The sequence below is a fragment of the Bradyrhizobium sp. 6(2017) genome, assembly GCF_011058295.2.
Lineage (GTDB): Bacteria > Pseudomonadota > Alphaproteobacteria > Rhizobiales > Xanthobacteraceae > Bradyrhizobium > Bradyrhizobium septentrionale.
Genome location: NZ_CP049289.2, coordinates 3,750,835 through 3,765,216, shown reverse-complemented (window position 1 = coordinate 3,765,216; position 14,382 = coordinate 3,750,835). Strand labels below are relative to the sequence as shown.

12 protein-coding genes are annotated in these 14,382 nt (G+C 65.1%); 4 read left to right on the top strand and 8 right to left on the bottom strand.

Features of this window, described 5'->3' with window-relative positions:
* Positions 1 to 12: 12 nt before the first annotated feature.
* Genes tkt through G6P99_RS17450 form a run of 3 tightly spaced genes read right to left on the bottom strand, consistent with a single transcriptional unit; the run spans position 13 to position 3,948 of the window.
* Entirely contained in the window at positions 13 to 2,034 is a 2,022-nt protein-coding gene (gene tkt / locus G6P99_RS17460) for a transketolase (protein WP_165128803.1), read from the bottom strand.
* Positions 2,031 to 2,906: a phosphoribulokinase gene (locus tag G6P99_RS17455; RefSeq protein WP_029080712.1), complete on the bottom strand. Its 876-nt coding sequence runs from the start codon at positions 2,904 to 2,906 to the stop codon at positions 2,031 to 2,033. The genes tkt and G6P99_RS17455 overlap by 4 nt, the downstream gene beginning before the upstream one ends.
* Positions 2,907 to 2,916: 10 nt before the next feature.
* A complete protein-coding gene (locus G6P99_RS17450) occupies positions 2,917 to 3,948 on the bottom strand; it encodes a class 1 fructose-bisphosphatase (RefSeq protein ID WP_371261167.1) in 1,032 nt (343 codons plus the stop codon).
* 152 nt (positions 3,949 to 4,100) lie between these two features.
* Here G6P99_RS17450 and G6P99_RS17445 point away from each other — a divergent pair, with 152 nt between their 5' ends.
* Positions 4,101 to 5,027 carry a LysR family transcriptional regulator gene (locus G6P99_RS17445; RefSeq protein ID WP_029080714.1) on the top strand — a complete coding sequence of 309 codons (927 nt, stop codon included), beginning with the start codon at positions 4,101 to 4,103 and terminating at the stop codon, positions 5,025 to 5,027.
* A gap of 155 nt (positions 5,028 to 5,182) precedes the next feature.
* Positions 5,183 to 6,877 carry an ATP-binding protein gene (locus tag G6P99_RS17440; protein ID WP_165128799.1) on the top strand — a complete coding sequence of 565 codons (1,695 nt, stop codon included), beginning with the start codon at positions 5,183 to 5,185 and terminating at the stop codon, positions 6,875 to 6,877.
* Positions 6,878 to 6,898: 21 nt separating this feature from the next.
* Here G6P99_RS17440 and G6P99_RS17435 read toward each other — a convergent pair whose 3' ends face one another.
* Positions 6,899 to 7,321, bottom strand: a complete 423-nt coding sequence (locus tag G6P99_RS17435) for a nuclear transport factor 2 family protein (protein WP_029080716.1) — start codon at positions 7,319 to 7,321, stop codon at positions 6,899 to 6,901.
* Positions 7,321 to 8,043, bottom strand: coding sequence for a TetR/AcrR family transcriptional regulator (locus G6P99_RS17430; RefSeq protein ID WP_051346199.1), 723 nt, complete (start codon positions 8,041 to 8,043; stop codon positions 7,321 to 7,323). The genes G6P99_RS17435 and G6P99_RS17430 overlap by 1 nt, the downstream gene beginning before the upstream one ends.
* 161 nt (positions 8,044 to 8,204) lie before the next feature.
* On the opposite strand from G6P99_RS17430, the gene G6P99_RS17425 reads away from it, so the two are divergent.
* On the top strand, positions 8,205 to 9,392 hold the full coding sequence (locus G6P99_RS17425; RefSeq protein WP_029080717.1) for an HlyD family secretion protein: 1,188 nt from the start codon (positions 8,205 to 8,207) through the stop codon (positions 9,390 to 9,392).
* A gap of 8 nt (positions 9,393 to 9,400) precedes the next feature.
* Positions 9,401 to 11,002, top strand: a complete 1,602-nt coding sequence (locus tag G6P99_RS17420; protein ID WP_029080718.1) for a DHA2 family efflux MFS transporter permease subunit — start codon at positions 9,401 to 9,403, stop codon at positions 11,000 to 11,002.
* Positions 11,003 to 11,039: 37 nt separating this feature from the next.
* Here the strand turns inward: G6P99_RS17420 and G6P99_RS17415 are convergent, their stop codons facing one another.
* The 3 genes from G6P99_RS17415 to G6P99_RS17405 all read right to left on the bottom strand — a co-directional run bounded on the left by G6P99_RS17415 (position 11,040) and on the right by G6P99_RS17405 (position 14,168).
* Positions 11,040 to 12,683: a benzoate-CoA ligase family protein gene (locus G6P99_RS17415; RefSeq protein ID WP_029080719.1), complete on the bottom strand. Its 1,644-nt coding sequence runs from the start codon at positions 12,681 to 12,683 to the stop codon at positions 11,040 to 11,042.
* Positions 12,684 to 12,853: 170 nt separating this feature from the next.
* Positions 12,854 to 13,669, bottom strand: coding sequence for an alpha/beta hydrolase (locus tag G6P99_RS17410; protein WP_029080720.1), 816 nt, complete (start codon positions 13,667 to 13,669; stop codon positions 12,854 to 12,856).
* A 4-nt stretch (positions 13,670 to 13,673) separates the two neighbouring features.
* Complete coding sequence (locus G6P99_RS17405; RefSeq protein WP_029080721.1) at positions 13,674 to 14,168, bottom strand: MarR family winged helix-turn-helix transcriptional regulator; 495 nt, start codon at positions 14,166 to 14,168, stop codon at positions 13,674 to 13,676.
* Between the last annotated feature and the right edge of the window lie 214 nt (positions 14,169 to 14,382).

Genomic DNA, 14,382 nt, shown 5'->3' with positions numbered 1-14,382 from the left:
GGCGTCCTCCTTTCAATTCGCTCGTTGCTTGAGTTGCTTTGCCGCCGCGGCAACTGCCGCAGGCGTGATGCCGAATTCGCGGTAGAGCACGTCGGCCGGCGCGGAGGCACCGAAGCCGGTCATGCCGACGAACGCCCCGTCGTCGCCGAGCCAGCGCGCCCAGTCGCCTTCGACTGCGGCCTCCACACCGACGCGCGGGGCGTCGCCCAGCACCTTGGCGCGATAGCCGCTCGGCTGCTGGCGGAACAGCTCGAAGCACGGGGCCGAGACGACCGCGGCCTGTACTCCGTCTTCCGCCAGCAGCTTTGCGGCTTCGAGCGCGATCGCCACCTCCGAACCCGTTGCAATCAGGGTGACGTCACGCCCGAAGGCCGGCTCGACGAGAACGTAGGCGCCGAGCGCGACCTGGTTGTCCTTGATATCGTCGCGGACCGTCGGCAGCGCCTGCCGCGACAGGCAGAGGATCGACGGCGAGGTCTCCGCCTTCAACGCGCAGTCCCAGGCTTCCGCCGTCTCCACTGCATCGGCCGGGCGGAACACCAGCAGGTTCGGGATCGCCCGCAGCGCCGCCAGATGCTCGACCGGCTGATGCGTCGGCCCGTCTTCGCCGAGCCCGATCGAATCGTGGGTCATCACATGGATGACGCGGATCCCCATCAGCGCCGCAAGACGGATTGCCGGCCGGCTGTAATCGGCGAAGCTGAGAAAGGTGCCGCCATAGGGAATGAACCCGCCATGCAGCGCGATGCCGTTCATCGCCGCGGCCATGCCGTGCTCGCGGATGCCATAATGGATATAGCTGCCGTCGAGCGTCTCCGGCCGCACCGAAACCTGCGACTTCGCCAGCGTGAGGTTGGAGTGCGTGAGGTCGGCGGAGCCGCCCAGCAGGTTCGGCAAGGCCTCGGCGATGACGTCGATGACCTGCTGCGAGGCCTGCCGCGTGGCGAGCTTCGGCCGCTCGGTCGCAAACCGTTCCACAAGCTTGGCCATCGCCTTGGTATAGGCGCAGGGCAATTTCCGGTTCAGCGCGTCGTGGAACGCAGACCGCACGCCCGTGTCGGCCTTGCAGGCGCTGCGCGAGCGCTCGATCCAGGCCCGCCGCGCGTCGCGGCCGCGGCCGCCGAGCTCGCGCCACTCGGCCAGCACCGCGTCGGGGATTTCGAATGCCGGATACGGCCAGCGCAGCGCGCTGCGGGTCTTCGCCACCTCATCGGTGCCGAGCGGCGCGCCATGCACTTTCTCACTGCCCTGCCGGTTCGGCGCACCGAACCCGATCACGGTGCGGCAGGCGATCAGCGACGGACGATCGCTCGACCGCGCCTGCCTGATCGCTGCAGAGATGGCCTGCGGATCGTGGCCGTCGATGCGGCAGACGTTCCAGCCGCTGGCCCCAAACCGCGCCGTCTGGTCGTCCGAGCAGGACAGCGAGGTGGCGCCGTCGATCGAGATGTGGTTGTCGTCGAACAGCACGATCAGCCGGTTCAGCCGCAAATGGCCGGCGAGCGAGATCGCCTCATGGCTGAGGCCCTCCATCAGGCAGCCATCGCCGGCGATCACATAGGTGTAATGGTCGACCAGCTCGTCGCCAAAGCGGGCGTTTATCAAGCGCTCGGCGAGCGCCATGCCGACCGCGGTCGCAATCCCCTGCCCGAGCGGCCCGGTCGTGGTCTCGACCCCCGGCGTGTGCCCGTATTCGGGATGGCCCGGGGTTTTCGATCCCCACTGCCTGAAGGCCTTGAGCTGATCGAGCGTCATGCTCTCGTAGCCCGTCAAATAGAGCAGCGCGTAGAGCAGCATCGAGCCGTGACCTGCCGACAGCACGAAGCGGTCGCGGTCGGGCCAGGCCGGATCGGCCGGGTCGAACTTCAGGAAGTCGGTGAACAGCACGGTCGCGACATCGGCCATACCCATCGGCATGCCGGGATGGCCGGATTTCGCCTGTTCCACCGCGTCGATGGTGAGGAAGCGGATGGCGTTGGCCATCTCGTCATGGCTGACGTCGGGCCGGTTGGCAACGGACGCAAGTGCGGTCATATCGTTCGCCTCTTTCGTTCGATCAGTTGCAGGATCAGCGGGGTGAGGATGAGCTGCATCGCCAGGTCCAGCTTGGCGCCATGAATCACGATCGAGTTGGCGCGCGACATGAAGCTGTTCGGGATCATCGAGAGCAGATAGGGAAAATCGATGCCGCGCGGGTTCTTCAGCCGGATCACGACCATCGATTCATCCGGCGTCGGGATCCAGCGCGCGATGAACGGATTCGATGTATCGACCGTCGGCACACGCTGGAAATTGATGTCGGTTTCGCTGAACTGCGGGCAGATGTAGTTCACATAGTCAGGCATGCGGCGCAGGATGGTGTCGGTCACGGCCTCAGTGGAGTAGCCGCGATGGCTGCGATCGCGATGCAGCTTCTGGATCCATTCGAGATTGATGACCGGCACGACGCCGATCTTGAGGTCAGCGTGCTGCGCGACGTTCACCTTGTCGGTGACCACGGCGCCATGCAGGCCCTCATAGAACAGCAGGTCGGAATTCTCCGGCAGCGGCTCCCACTTGGTGAAGGTGCCGGGCTTGGCGCCGTAGAGTCGGGATTCCTCTTCGTCGTGGACATAGTGCCGCGTCGTTCCGGTGCCGGTCTCGGCATAGTCGCTGAACAGCTTCTCCAGTTCCTCGAACAAATTGGTCTCGGGGCTGAAATGGCTGAAATGCTTGTCGCCGCGCTCGGCCTTCTCCAGCATCTGGCTGCGCATCTCGGCGCGGTCGTAGCGGTGGAATGCGTCGCCCTCGATGTAGGCCGCGACCACATTCTCGCGGCGGAAGATGTTCTCGAACGTCTTCTTCACCGAGGTGGTGCCGGCGCCCGAGGAGCCGGTGATCGAGATGATGGGATGTCGACGAGACATGCGCTCCCCCTCAGCGGAACAGGCCGCGCCGCGCGAACAGCGGGGCATCGCTGCTCTCGAACAACGGCTCGACGGTCAGGTGGATCGCATCGACGTCGCGCACGGCGCGCGCCGATCCCATGATCAGGGGCACGCGCTGATGCGGCGTACGTGCCGAGAGTTCGAGAATGCGCGACCGCCCGCTCGACGCGGCGCCGCCCGCCCATTCCATGATCAGCGCGATCGGATGCGCCTCATACAGCAGGCGCAGCCGGCCTTCGCGGTAGCCCTGGCGCGCATCCGCCGGATACAGGAACACGCCGCCGCGCATCAAGATGCGGTAGGCTTCCGCCACCAGCGAGCCGATCCAGCGCATGTTGTAGTCCCGCCCGCGCTCGCCGTTCACCCCGGCGAGGCACTCGTCGATGTAGCTGCGCACCGGGCCGCTCCAGTGCCGCCGGTTCGAGGCATTGATGGCGAACTCCGAGGCATCCTGCGGCACCCGCAGGTCACGCGCCGTCAGCACGAACTCGCCGGTTCGCGGGTCCAGCGTGAAGCAGTCGACGCACTGGTCGAGCGCCAGCACCAGCACGGTCTGCGGACCGTAGATGAAGCAGCCGGCGGCACACTGCGCCGTGCCGGGCTCGAAGAAGGTCGAGATGAGGTCGTTTCCCTTGGGCCGGATCGAGAAGATCGTGCCGATCGAGATATTGTTTTCGAGATTCGCGGATCCATCGAGCGGATCGATCGCGACACAGAGCGGCGCATCGGGATCGAGCGTCTCCGGCAGCTCGACCTCCTCCGACAGCACCGCGGCGACCGGCGCAGTGCGCAGCGCGTCGCGCATCAGGCGGTCGGCGACGATGTCGATGGTCTTCTGGCGATCGCCGTCGGGATTGACGCCGCCGCTCTCCCCGCCGATCCCGGCGAGCGATCCGGCGGCGATGATGCGCGAGAGCTCGATCGCGGCACCGGCAAGGGCTTCGATCACCGCAACGGTCGCGGCACGCAACGGGTTGTGCTGCGTCGGCCACTCCAGATGGGCATGCAATGCAGGACGAATCTCCACCGGCCTCTCCCTTTGATCGCCCTCTGTCCCGAGGTGTCGAGAGGCGACCACAGGGAGTCGCCTTCGCCGTATCAACGCGCGATTTGCCGAATTAGGGAAATTTTATTATCTTTGGTCCGGGCAAAGTATTTCTTATGGAGCTTGTCGTGGCCGGGAACTTCTCGCGGGACCTCACCATCCGCCAGCTGCGTGCGCTGTCCACCGTGCACGGCGCCGGCTCGATCACGTCGGCGGCCAACCAGCTCAACCTGACGCAGCCGGCGGTGACGCTGCAGCTCCGCAACCTGCAGGCGCTCGCGGGATTGCCGCTGATCCAGCGCACCGGCGACGGCATGGCGCTGACCGATGCCGGCGCGCATGTGTTGACGCTGGTCGAGCGGATCGAGGCGGCGCTCAAGGACTGCGAGCAGTCGCTCGACATGATCGCAGGCCGCAGCGGCGGCCGCGTCGCGATGGGCGCGGTCTCGACCGCGAAATACTTCGTGCCGTTCGCGATCGCGGCGTTCTCGCGCCGCTTTCCCAAGATCGAGGTCACGCTCAGGATCGGCAACCGCGAGGAGATCCGCGACGCGCTGCGCGGCTACGATCTCGACATCGCGGTGATGGGCCGGCCGCCGGCCGATGTCGAGGTCGAGATGAAGCCGCTCGGCCGGCATCCGCACTTCATCATCGCCGCGCCCGATCATCGGCTGGCGCGGCGACGGCACGTCGCCACATCGGAGCTCGCCAACGAGACCTTCATCACCCGCGAGCAGGGATCGGGCACGCGGATGCTGATGCAGCAATATTTCGAGCGGGTCGGACTGGAGCCGAAGCTCGGCATGGCGATGGACAGCAACGAGACCATCAAGCAGGCCGTCATGGCCGGGCTCGGCATCGCCTTCATCTCCCAGCACACGGTGTTCCACGAACTCGAGGACGGCCGGCTGGTGGTGCTCAAGGTGAAGGGCCTGCCGATCGTCAGGCAGTGGCACGCAATCAGGCGCGTCGACAAGATCCTGCTGCCGCCCGCGCAGGCCATGCTGGACTTCCTCGGCAAGGAGGGCTGGCGCTATCTGCCGAATTCGCGCTAGTGCCGCGCGTTGCCGCGATGCACGCGCGATCGAGAAAAACGAGGTGGCGCCGTATGTTAGGCATTGAAGTTCCGCGAGGCGCATGTCACATCTTGAGTGCGGCCACCTGACCGTATCCCCCAAGGGAGGATGAACTGCAGAACCAGTCCCCGCCGATGCCTGACTTCAAGGCGTTATTCGAGGCGGCGCCCGGCCTCTATCTGGTGCTGACCCAGCCCGACTTCCGCATCGTGGCAGTAAGCGACGCCTATCTGCGTGCCACCAAGACCGAGCGCGCCGCGATCCTTGGGCGCGGGCTGTTCGAGGTCTTTCCCGATAATCCGGACGATCCGGCCGCCGACGGCGTGCGGAACCTGCGCGCCTCGCTCGAGCGCGTGGTGCAGTTCCGCCGCCCCGACACCATGTCGGTGCAGAAATACGATATCCGCAAGCCCGACTCGGAGGGCGGCGGCTTCGAGGAACGTTACTGGAGCCCGCGCAATTCGCCGGTGCTCGGGCCGAGCGGGCAGTTCACCTACATCATCCATCGGGTCGAGGACGTCACCAGCTTCATCCAGTTGAAGCAGCGCGGCGTCGAGCAGGACAAGCTGACAGACCTGCTGCGCGAGCGCACCGAGCAGATGGAAGCGGAAATCTTCATGCGCGCCCGCGAGGTCGAGGCCGCCCGCGAACAGCTCGAAGCCGAGCAGAAGCTGCGCCAGGTGCAGAAGATGGAGGCTGTCGGGCACCTCACCGGCGGCATCGCGCACGACTTCAACAACATCCTGACCGTCATCACTGGCCTGATCGACATCCTCGCCGAGGCCGTGGAGCACGATGCCGCGCTGTCATCAGTGACGAAAATGATCAGCGACGCGGCATTTCGCGGCGCCGAGGTGACCAAGCATTTGCTGGCGTTCTCGCGGCAGCAACCGCTGCAACCGCGTGAAGCTGACCTCAACACGCTGGTGCAGGACACCGCGCGGCTGCTGCGCCCCTCGCTCGGCGAGCAGATCGAAATCGATACCGCGCTCGAGCCCGACGCCTGGCCGGCCTTCATCGACCCCAACCACATGTCGACCGCGCTGCTCAATCTCGCCCTCAATGCCCGCGATGCGATGCCCGATGGCGGCAAGCTGATGCTGGAGACCAGCAACGTCATCCTCGACGAGGTTTATGCCGCCGCCAATCTCGATGCGCGGGCGGGCGAATATGTGATGGTCGCGGTCAGCGACACCGGCGCCGGCATCCCGGAGGGGATCCGCGAAAAAGTGTTCGAACCGTTCTTCACCACCAAGGACACCGGCAAGGGCACCGGGCTTGGGCTCAGCATGGTCTACGGCTTCATCAAGCAGTCCGACGGCCACCTCAAGATCTATTCCGAAGAGGGCCACGGCACGTCGATCAAGCTCTATCTGCCGCGCAGCAGCGGCGACATGGTCGACGTCGAGCCGCCTCCTCTGGTCGACACGCGGGGCGGCCAGGAATCCATCCTGGTCGTCGAGGACGATCCGCTGGTCCGCAACTACGTCAGCGCCCAGCTAGAGCAGCTTGGCTACCACACGATGGTCACCGCCAACGGCCCGGAAGCGTTGGCTGCAGTCGAAAACGGGTTCGTCTGCGACGTGCTGTTCACCGATGTCATCATGTCCGGCGGCATGAACGGCCGGCAGGTGGCCGATGCCGTGATCGCGAAGCTGCCGTCAGTGCGCGTGCTCTTCACGTCCGGCTACACCGAGGACGCGATCATCCATCACGGCCGTCTCGACCCTGATGTGACGCTGTTGCCGAAGCCCTATCGCAAATCCGATCTGGCCCGGATGATCCGCCAGGTGCTGGCCCAGCCGCCTGCATCGGCGGCGGCCAAGTAACGCCAAAGTAGCGCGGCCTGCTCAAGGCCCGAAGCTCGAGCGGCTCTGGATCTTCCAGGCGCCGTCGAGCAGGCTCAGCACGTAAAGCGAATCGTAGACCCCGATGATCGATCCGTCATCGCGATAACGCGTGTAGCGAACGGCGTAATGGGCTTTCGCCGGCGAGGACTGCACGAGCGTCGTCTCGTTCCATGCGCTGTGGTGCCAGCCGTCCTGTTTGCGCAGCCGCTCGAACAGGTCCATCGGATTGCTGCCGCCCTGCTGATAGACCGTGACCACGCCGCCCGCGATCCGCACATGCGGGAAGTGCATCAGCGCATCCATGGCTGCGGCGTCGTAGCGATTGAGCGCCGCCATCCAGCGCGTCAGCACGTCCTGGCATTTGGCCTGGTCGTCGCGCGAAATCTGCGCCTCGACGGTGTAGGTCGGCACCGGCTCCGGCATCACGCGTCTCCACTCTGCTTGCTGGTCTGGCCGGCCGGCACCGCGCATCCTGACAGGAAGAGCGCCGCGCAGGCCCTGGCGCGCGCCTCGATCTCGCTGCGTGCCGGCGGCGGCTTGTGCCCGAACATGACGTCGCGCTGCGGCTTGAACACGAGCATGCCGAGCAGCATGCCGGCGGCAGTCTCGGCATCGTCCAATACGATCCGCCCCCGCCTCTGCTGCACGCCAAGCCAATTCGCCAGCGCGGCGACGGTGCGCTGCATGGCCTTTTCGTAGAAGGTCTCGGCAATGTCGGGGAATTTGTCGCTCTCGGCCAGGATGATCCGTTGCAGCGCGATCACCTCGCCATCGAGAATGAGCTCGGCGCAGCTCAGCAAGGCGGCCTCCAGCGCCGCCGCAATATTGCGGCCGTCGCAGGCGCCGAGATTCACGATGGACAGGAACCGGTCCACCCTGTCCGTCACCATGCCTTCGAACAGCGTGAGCTTGGTCGGGATCAGCCGATAGAGTGTCTTGGTGGAGACGCCGGCGCGGCAGGCCACGTCGGCGATGTTGGCCGCAGCGAAGCCACGTTCCGAGAACTCACGCCGCGCGGCCTCATAGATCAGCGCGCGCGTCTCGTCATCGGAACGAAGCTGCGGCCGCCCGCGGCCGCGCCGCTCCGGTGCCGCCGCGCTTTGTCCTGCCTGAGGTCCTGCCTGACCTTTGCCGTTTCCGTTCATCGGTCGATCCGAGCCATGCTTTTAGATGATGCCTGTCATTCTATTGACAGTCCCAATATGGGCGCTATTTTGGAAAATATCAAGTTTCCTAATTAACCCGCCGGCCGCCGCTGAAATCGGCAAGATTTTACAACGGGATAGAACGGATCAGGAGCGCCGCCATGAGCCAGCATGAGACATCATTCAAGGCCGAGAGCCAGGTTCCGGCCGAGACCGCCAAGCAGTTGATCACACCTCCGGTGGCCGGGAAGGCCCCTGCCGCCAAAGGCAAGCTTCGCCGTCTGCTGCTGACCGGCGCAGCTCTCGCCCTTGTCGCGGGCGGCGTCTGGTATGGCTGGGATTACTGGACGGTCGGCCGCTTTCAGATCTCGACCGACGACGCCTATGTGAAGGCCGACAACACGACCATCGCGCCCAAGGTCTCCGGCTATCTCAGCGCGGTGCTGGTCGGCGACAATGAGCGCGTGCACGCCGGCCAGATGCTGGCGCGGATCGATGAGCGCGATTTCAAGGTCGCGCTCGATCAGTCGAAGGCCGACGTCGCCGCCGCTGAAGCTGCGATCACCAGCAAGCGCGCGCAGCTCGACGTGCAGCATTCCGTGATCGAAGCGGCCCGTGCGACGCTCGATGTCGACACCGCAACGCAGACTTTCGCCGAGCAGGAGAACAAGCGCTACACCGACCTCGCCGGCACCGGCTACGGCAGCGTGCAGAACGCGCAGCAGGCGCAGTCGCGCTACGCCAGCGCGCAGGCGGCGATCGCTCGGGACACCGCGAACCTCGCCTCCGCCCAGCGCCAGGTGGAACTGCTCAAGGCCGACATCGCCCAGGCGGTCGCGGCGTTGGGACGGGCCACCGCCCTGCAACACCAGGCAGAGCTCAATCTCAGCTACACCACCATCACCGCGCCGATTGACGGCGTGGTCGGCAACCGCACGCTGCGCACCGGCCAGTACGTCCAGGCCGGCACGCAGCTGATGTCGCTGGTGCCGGCCACCGGCGCCTATGTGATCGCGAACTACAAGGAGACGCAGCTCACCAATGTCCGCAAGGGCCAGCCGGTCGAGATCGAGGTCGACATGTTCCCCGGTCAGGTCGTGCGCGGCCATGTCGACAGCCTCGCGCCCGCCAGCGGTCAGGAATTCGCGCTGCTGCCGCCTGACAACGCCACCGGCAACTTCACCAAGGTGGTGCAGCGCATCCCGGTGAAGATCGTGCTTGACGCAACTTCCGTCGACCTGCGGCCGGGCATGTCCGTGATCCCGTCCATCGCGACGCTTTCACATCCTGCCGAGGACGCTCCGCACGCCAAGGCCACCCCGAAACTCGCTGTCGCCTCGTTCAAATAGGTGATGTCATGTCCGACCTCGCGCTCTCCTCCCCCGCGCCCCGCGCCGCGGCCGTCGATCCGAACCGCGCCAGCGTGACCGTCTGGATTTCGATCCTGGCAGCCATGATCGGCGCCTTCATGGCGATCCTGAACATCCAGATCACCAACGCTTCGCTGCTCAACATCGAGGGCGGCATCGGCACCGGCGTCGACAATGGCTCCTGGATCTCGACCTCATACCTGATCGGCGAGATCGTGGTGATCCCGCTGACCGACTATCTCAGCCGCGTGTTCTCGTTCCGCAAGATCATGATCGTACACGCCACGCTGTTCGCGATCTTTTCGGTCGCCTGTGCCTTCACCCACGACCTGCCGTCGATGATCGCGATGCGCGGCCTGCAGGGCTACTTCGGCGGCGTGCTGATCCCGATGGCGTTCACGCTGGTGTTCACCAAGCTGCCGAAGCCGCAGCAGCCGATTGGGCTGGCGATGTTCGCGCTCGCCGTGACCTTTGCCCCGGCGATCGGCCCAACCATCGGCGGCTACCTCACCGAGAACTATGGCTGGCAGACCATCTTCTTCGTCAACGTGATCCCGACCGCGGTGATGGTCATCACGCTCTATTTCACGCTCGAACGCCAGCCGATGCAGCTGCATCTGCTCCGCGAGGGCGACTGGCTCGGCATCATCACGATGGCGATCGGCCTGTCGTCGCTGCAGGCCGTGCTCGAGGAAGGCAACAAGGACGACTGGTTCGGCTCGCCCTTCATCGTCAAGCTCGCGGTGATCGCAGCCGTCAGCCTGACCTTGTTCGTCTGGATCGAGCTTGTGGTCGAGAAGCCGCTGCTCCGGCTGCGGCTCCTGACCCAGCGCAGCTTCGGCTTTGGCACAATCTCGTCAGTGTTCGTCGGCTTCGCGCTGTTCGGATCGGTCTACCTGCTGCCCGCCTATCTCGGCCAGGTGCAGCGCTACAATGCCGAGCAGATCGGCCAGGTGCTGGCCTGGACCGGCCTGCCGCAGCTGATCCTGATCCCACTGGTGCCGATGCTGATGCAGCGCTTCGATGCCCGCCTGATCGCGTTCACCGGCATGGCGCTGTTCGCGGTCTCCTCTTTCATGAACATTCAGATGTCGCTCGACTATTCCGGCGACCAGTTCTTCTTCCCGAACATCGTCCGCGCCGTCGGCCAGGCGATTACGTTGGCGCCGTTGTCCGCGATCAGCCTCGGCAGCGTCGCGCCGCAGGATGCACCGGCAGCCTCCGGCATCTCCAACATGATGCGCAACCTCGGTGGTGCGATCGGCACGGCGCTGCTCGCGACCATCGTCACCAAGCGCGAGCAGTTCCACTCCAACATCATCGGCCAGTCCGTCCATCTCGGCCGTGAGGAGGTGCGCACCAGGATCGCCGAGATCACCAACTACTTCCTCAGCCACGGCATCTCGGACCCCGCCACCGCACACAGCCAGGCGATCGTGGCGATCGGCAATATCGTGAAACGCCAGGCGCTGGTGCTCGGCTTCAGTGATGCGTTTGCTGTGATCGGGGTCGTGCTGGTGCTGGCCGCGATCGCGATCGTTCTGACCGGCAAGCCGAAGAGCGCGGCAGGCGGCGCCGGCGCGCATTGAACTCTCGAGGGCGGCGGCCGCGGCCGTCGCCCTGCTCTCAACTAGCCTCTCGCAGCTTGAAGCGCTGGATCTTTCCGGTCTGGGTCTTAGGCAGCGCATCGACAAAGGCGATCGCGCGGGGATATTTGTACGGCGCGATCGTCGCCTTGACGTGATCCTGCAACAACTTGACCTCGATATCGTCGTTGCGGGCGCCCTGCTTCAGCACAATGAAGGCGGAGACGATCTGTCCCCGTTCCTCGTCGGGCGCGCCGACCACGGCACACTCTGCGACATCGGGATGCCCGAGCAGCGCGGCCTCGACCTCGGGACCTGCGATGTTGTAGCCGGCCGAGATGATCATGTCGTCAGCACGCGCCACAAACGACAGCCGGCCGTTCTCGTCGCTGACGAAGGCGTCACCGGTGATGTTCCAGCCGCCGCGGACATATTTGGTCTGCCTGGTATCAGCGAGATAGCGGCAGCCAGTCGGGCCGCGAACCGCCAGCTTGCCGACCTGGCCCGGCGGCAGCTCGTTCATGTCTTCGTCGACGATCCTGGCCTGGTAGCCGGTGACAGGCGTGCCAGTGGTGCCGCCGACCGCGCTGCCCGTGCGATTGGTGATGAAGATGTGCAGCAGCTCCGTGCTGCCGATGCCGTCGAGGATCGGCTTGCCGGTCTTCGTCGTCCAGCTCTCGAACACCGGCGCCGGCAGCGTTTCGCCGGCCGAGACCGCGAGCCGCAGCGACGACAGATCGGCGCCCTTGTCCATCGCGGCCATCATCGCACGATAGGCGGTCGGTGCGGTGAAGCAGATCGTCGCCTTGTAGGTTTCGATGATCCTGACCATCTCGCTCGGCGCCGCGTTCTCCAGCAGCGTCGCGGTGGCACCGAAGCGCAGCGGGAAGATCGCGAGCCCCCCTAGGCCGAAGGTAAAGGCAAGCGGCGGCGAGCCGACGAACACATCGTCGGGCGTCACCTTGAGCACTTCCCTGGCATAGCCGTCCGCCACGATCAGGAGGTCGCGGTGGAAGTGCATCGTCGCCTTGGGTTCGCCTGTCGTGCCCGACGTGAAGCCGAGCAGCGCGACATCGTCGCGACCCGTTTTGACCGCATCGAACTTCACCGGCTTGTTCAGCGCGATCCGGTCGAGCTCGGCATCGTGGTTTTGGGTGCCGTCGAAATTGACGACCTGCTTGAGGAATTTGCTGGTCTTGGCGCAGGCCACAAGTTCGTCCGCGATACGGCTGTCGGTCAGCGCCAGCGCAATCTCGGCCTTGTCGACGATCTTGGCCAGTTCGCCCGCGCGCAGCATCGGCATGGTATTGACGACGACGGCGCCCGCTTTGGTCGCCCCGAGCCAGGCCGCGACCAGCGCCGGGTTATTGCCCGAGCGGATCAGGACGCGATTGCCGGGCTTGACGCCGTAATTTTCCACCAGCGCATGCGCCAAGCGGTTCGACCAGTCGGTCAATTCCTTGTAGGTGCGCTGACGTCCGTTGCCGATCAGCGCGATGCGATCGCCCATGCCCTGCTCGACGATGCGGTCGGTCAGCTCGACTGCGGCGTTGAGATAGTCGGGATAGCTGAATTCAGGCCGATCGAGCAGCAGCTGCGGCCATTGCTCGACTGGCGGCAGGTTGCGCCGTGCGAAATCGTCAACATGCCCGGATGGGCCGAGCCCGGGAAATTCACCTGACATTCGATTGCCCCTCGCTTTCCATCCAGAAAGGCCAAGATCTTGTCCACCAAGACCAATATCGAGAAGATCGAGGACGCCCGGCAGCGTTCCAATCGCCAATCATTTTATACTTAAAATAATTTGGCGCAAGGGTGGAAATGGCGTGGAAATAGCCGCGCCCCTCCCGAGCCTCAGATCTGTGTGAGCTGCTTCAGCCGCGCGACCATCGTCGATCCCGGGTCGGCAAGCGGTGCGATCGCAGTGAAATGATTGGCATCGGGCACGACGCCGTAGCGCGTCGCCACGCCCGCCTTGCCCCAGGCATCGACAATGGTCCGGCTCTGCCGGTGATATTCGGCACTCTCGTTGCCGCCGACGACGGCGTCGAGCGTCAAGCCCGCAGGCGCTTTCCAGAACAGCGGGCTCGCCGCTCTTGCCGCAGCGCCATCGTGGCCGAGTGCCTTGTTGATGGAGGTGCCGACCAGCGGCTCGAGCTCGAACAGGCCGGAGATCGCGTAAGCAGCCCTGACCAGGTTGTTCGGCAGCGACGCATCGTAGGCCGGCCAATCGGTCGCCAGCATGCATGCGGCAAGATGTCCGCCCGCGGAATGTCCCGACACGACCAGCGGCCGGCCGAGCTTCGCCAGTTCGCGTGACGCCGCGCGCATCTCCTCGATGATATCGCCGACCGAGACGTCGGGGCAGAGATCGTAGCTAGGCACTGCCACACTGATGCCGTGGCCATTGAGGCCGCGCGCGCAGTGGCTCGATGACGAACCGTCGAGCGCCTGCCAGTAGCCGCCATGGATGAAGACGACGAGTGGCCCGTCACGATCGGCTTCGAACAGGTCGATGACGTTGCGGCTGCCCGGACCATAGCTCAGCCGCCGCGGCGGGTGCTGCTCGCGATAGGCCGCGGAGTCCCTCGCCCAGCCGGCCATCAGCGCCGGATTCTCCGGCACCCGCGCCCGGTTGTTGTACTCGACCTCGTAATCGAGCCCGGTCACAGCGCTACGCGGTCCTCGCCTTGGCGGAGCGCTGCGCCGAGCCCTTGGCCTTGGCGAGCAGCCGCATCAGTTCGCGGATGTCCTTCGGCGAGAGGTCGCCGAAGATGTCGGCGATCCATTTCTCGTGCTCGGCTGCCATCTTACGGAATTCCGCTCGGCCGAGCTTAGTCAGCCGGATGAACTGGACGCGGCGGTCCGTCTCCGAGGTGCGGCGATCGAGATGGCCTGATTCGACCAGGCGCTCGACCAGTCCGGTGACGTTGCCGTTCGACACCATCATCCGCTTCGACAGATCCGACAGCGTCATGCCGTCGGATACCTTGTCGAGCTGGGCCATCAGGTCGAAGCGCGGCAGCGTGACGTCGAACTTCTCGCGCAGCTGGCTGCGCACCTCGCCTTCGATCAGCGTGGTGCAGGTCAGCAGCCGCAGCCACAGCCTGAGCTCGGTGCCGTGATCGTCGGGCAGTTCGACGGCTTTGGTTTCGGAATCAAGGATCATGCGGCGATCGCGCCTCTACAGCGAGTTCCGGTCGGACCGATTGCTTTGAGCTTCAAGCAATTCGCGGCGCCCCGCAAGGACAAATGCGAATCTTGCCTGCTACATCAGGCCGATCCTGCAATTTCTTTAAACTTCAAGCAATTGGCGCGGCGCTTGCATGTGCGGCGTGTGCATGCTCCGCGACGATCGCCTTGACGCGATGCCACATCGCTTG

Excerpts from the sequence above, each read along its gene's own strand:
- tkt (WP_165128803.1), bottom strand. The coding sequence starts at position 2,034 with ATGACCGCACTTGCGTCCGTTGCCAACCGGCCCGACGTCAGCCATGAC.
- G6P99_RS17455 (WP_029080712.1), bottom strand. The coding sequence starts at position 2,906 with ATGTCTCGTCGACATCCCATCATCTCGATCACCGGCTCCTCGGGCGCC.
- G6P99_RS17440 (WP_165128799.1), top strand. The coding sequence starts at position 5,183 with ATGCCTGACTTCAAGGCGTTATTCGAGGCGGCGCCCGGCCTCTATCTG.
- G6P99_RS17435 (WP_029080716.1), bottom strand. The coding sequence starts at position 7,321 with ATGCCGGAGCCGGTGCCGACCTACACCGTCGAGGCGCAGATTTCGCGC.
- G6P99_RS17430 (WP_051346199.1), bottom strand. The coding sequence starts at position 8,043 with ATGAACGGAAACGGCAAAGGTCAGGCAGGACCTCAGGCAGGACAAAGC.
- G6P99_RS17425 (WP_029080717.1), top strand. The coding sequence starts at position 8,205 with ATGAGCCAGCATGAGACATCATTCAAGGCCGAGAGCCAGGTTCCGGCC.
- G6P99_RS17420 (WP_029080718.1), top strand. The coding sequence starts at position 9,401 with ATGTCCGACCTCGCGCTCTCCTCCCCCGCGCCCCGCGCCGCGGCCGTC.
- G6P99_RS17415 (WP_029080719.1), bottom strand. The coding sequence starts at position 12,683 with ATGTCAGGTGAATTTCCCGGGCTCGGCCCATCCGGGCATGTTGACGAT.
- G6P99_RS17405 (WP_029080721.1), bottom strand. The coding sequence starts at position 14,168 with ATGATCCTTGATTCCGAAACCAAAGCCGTCGAACTGCCCGACGATCAC.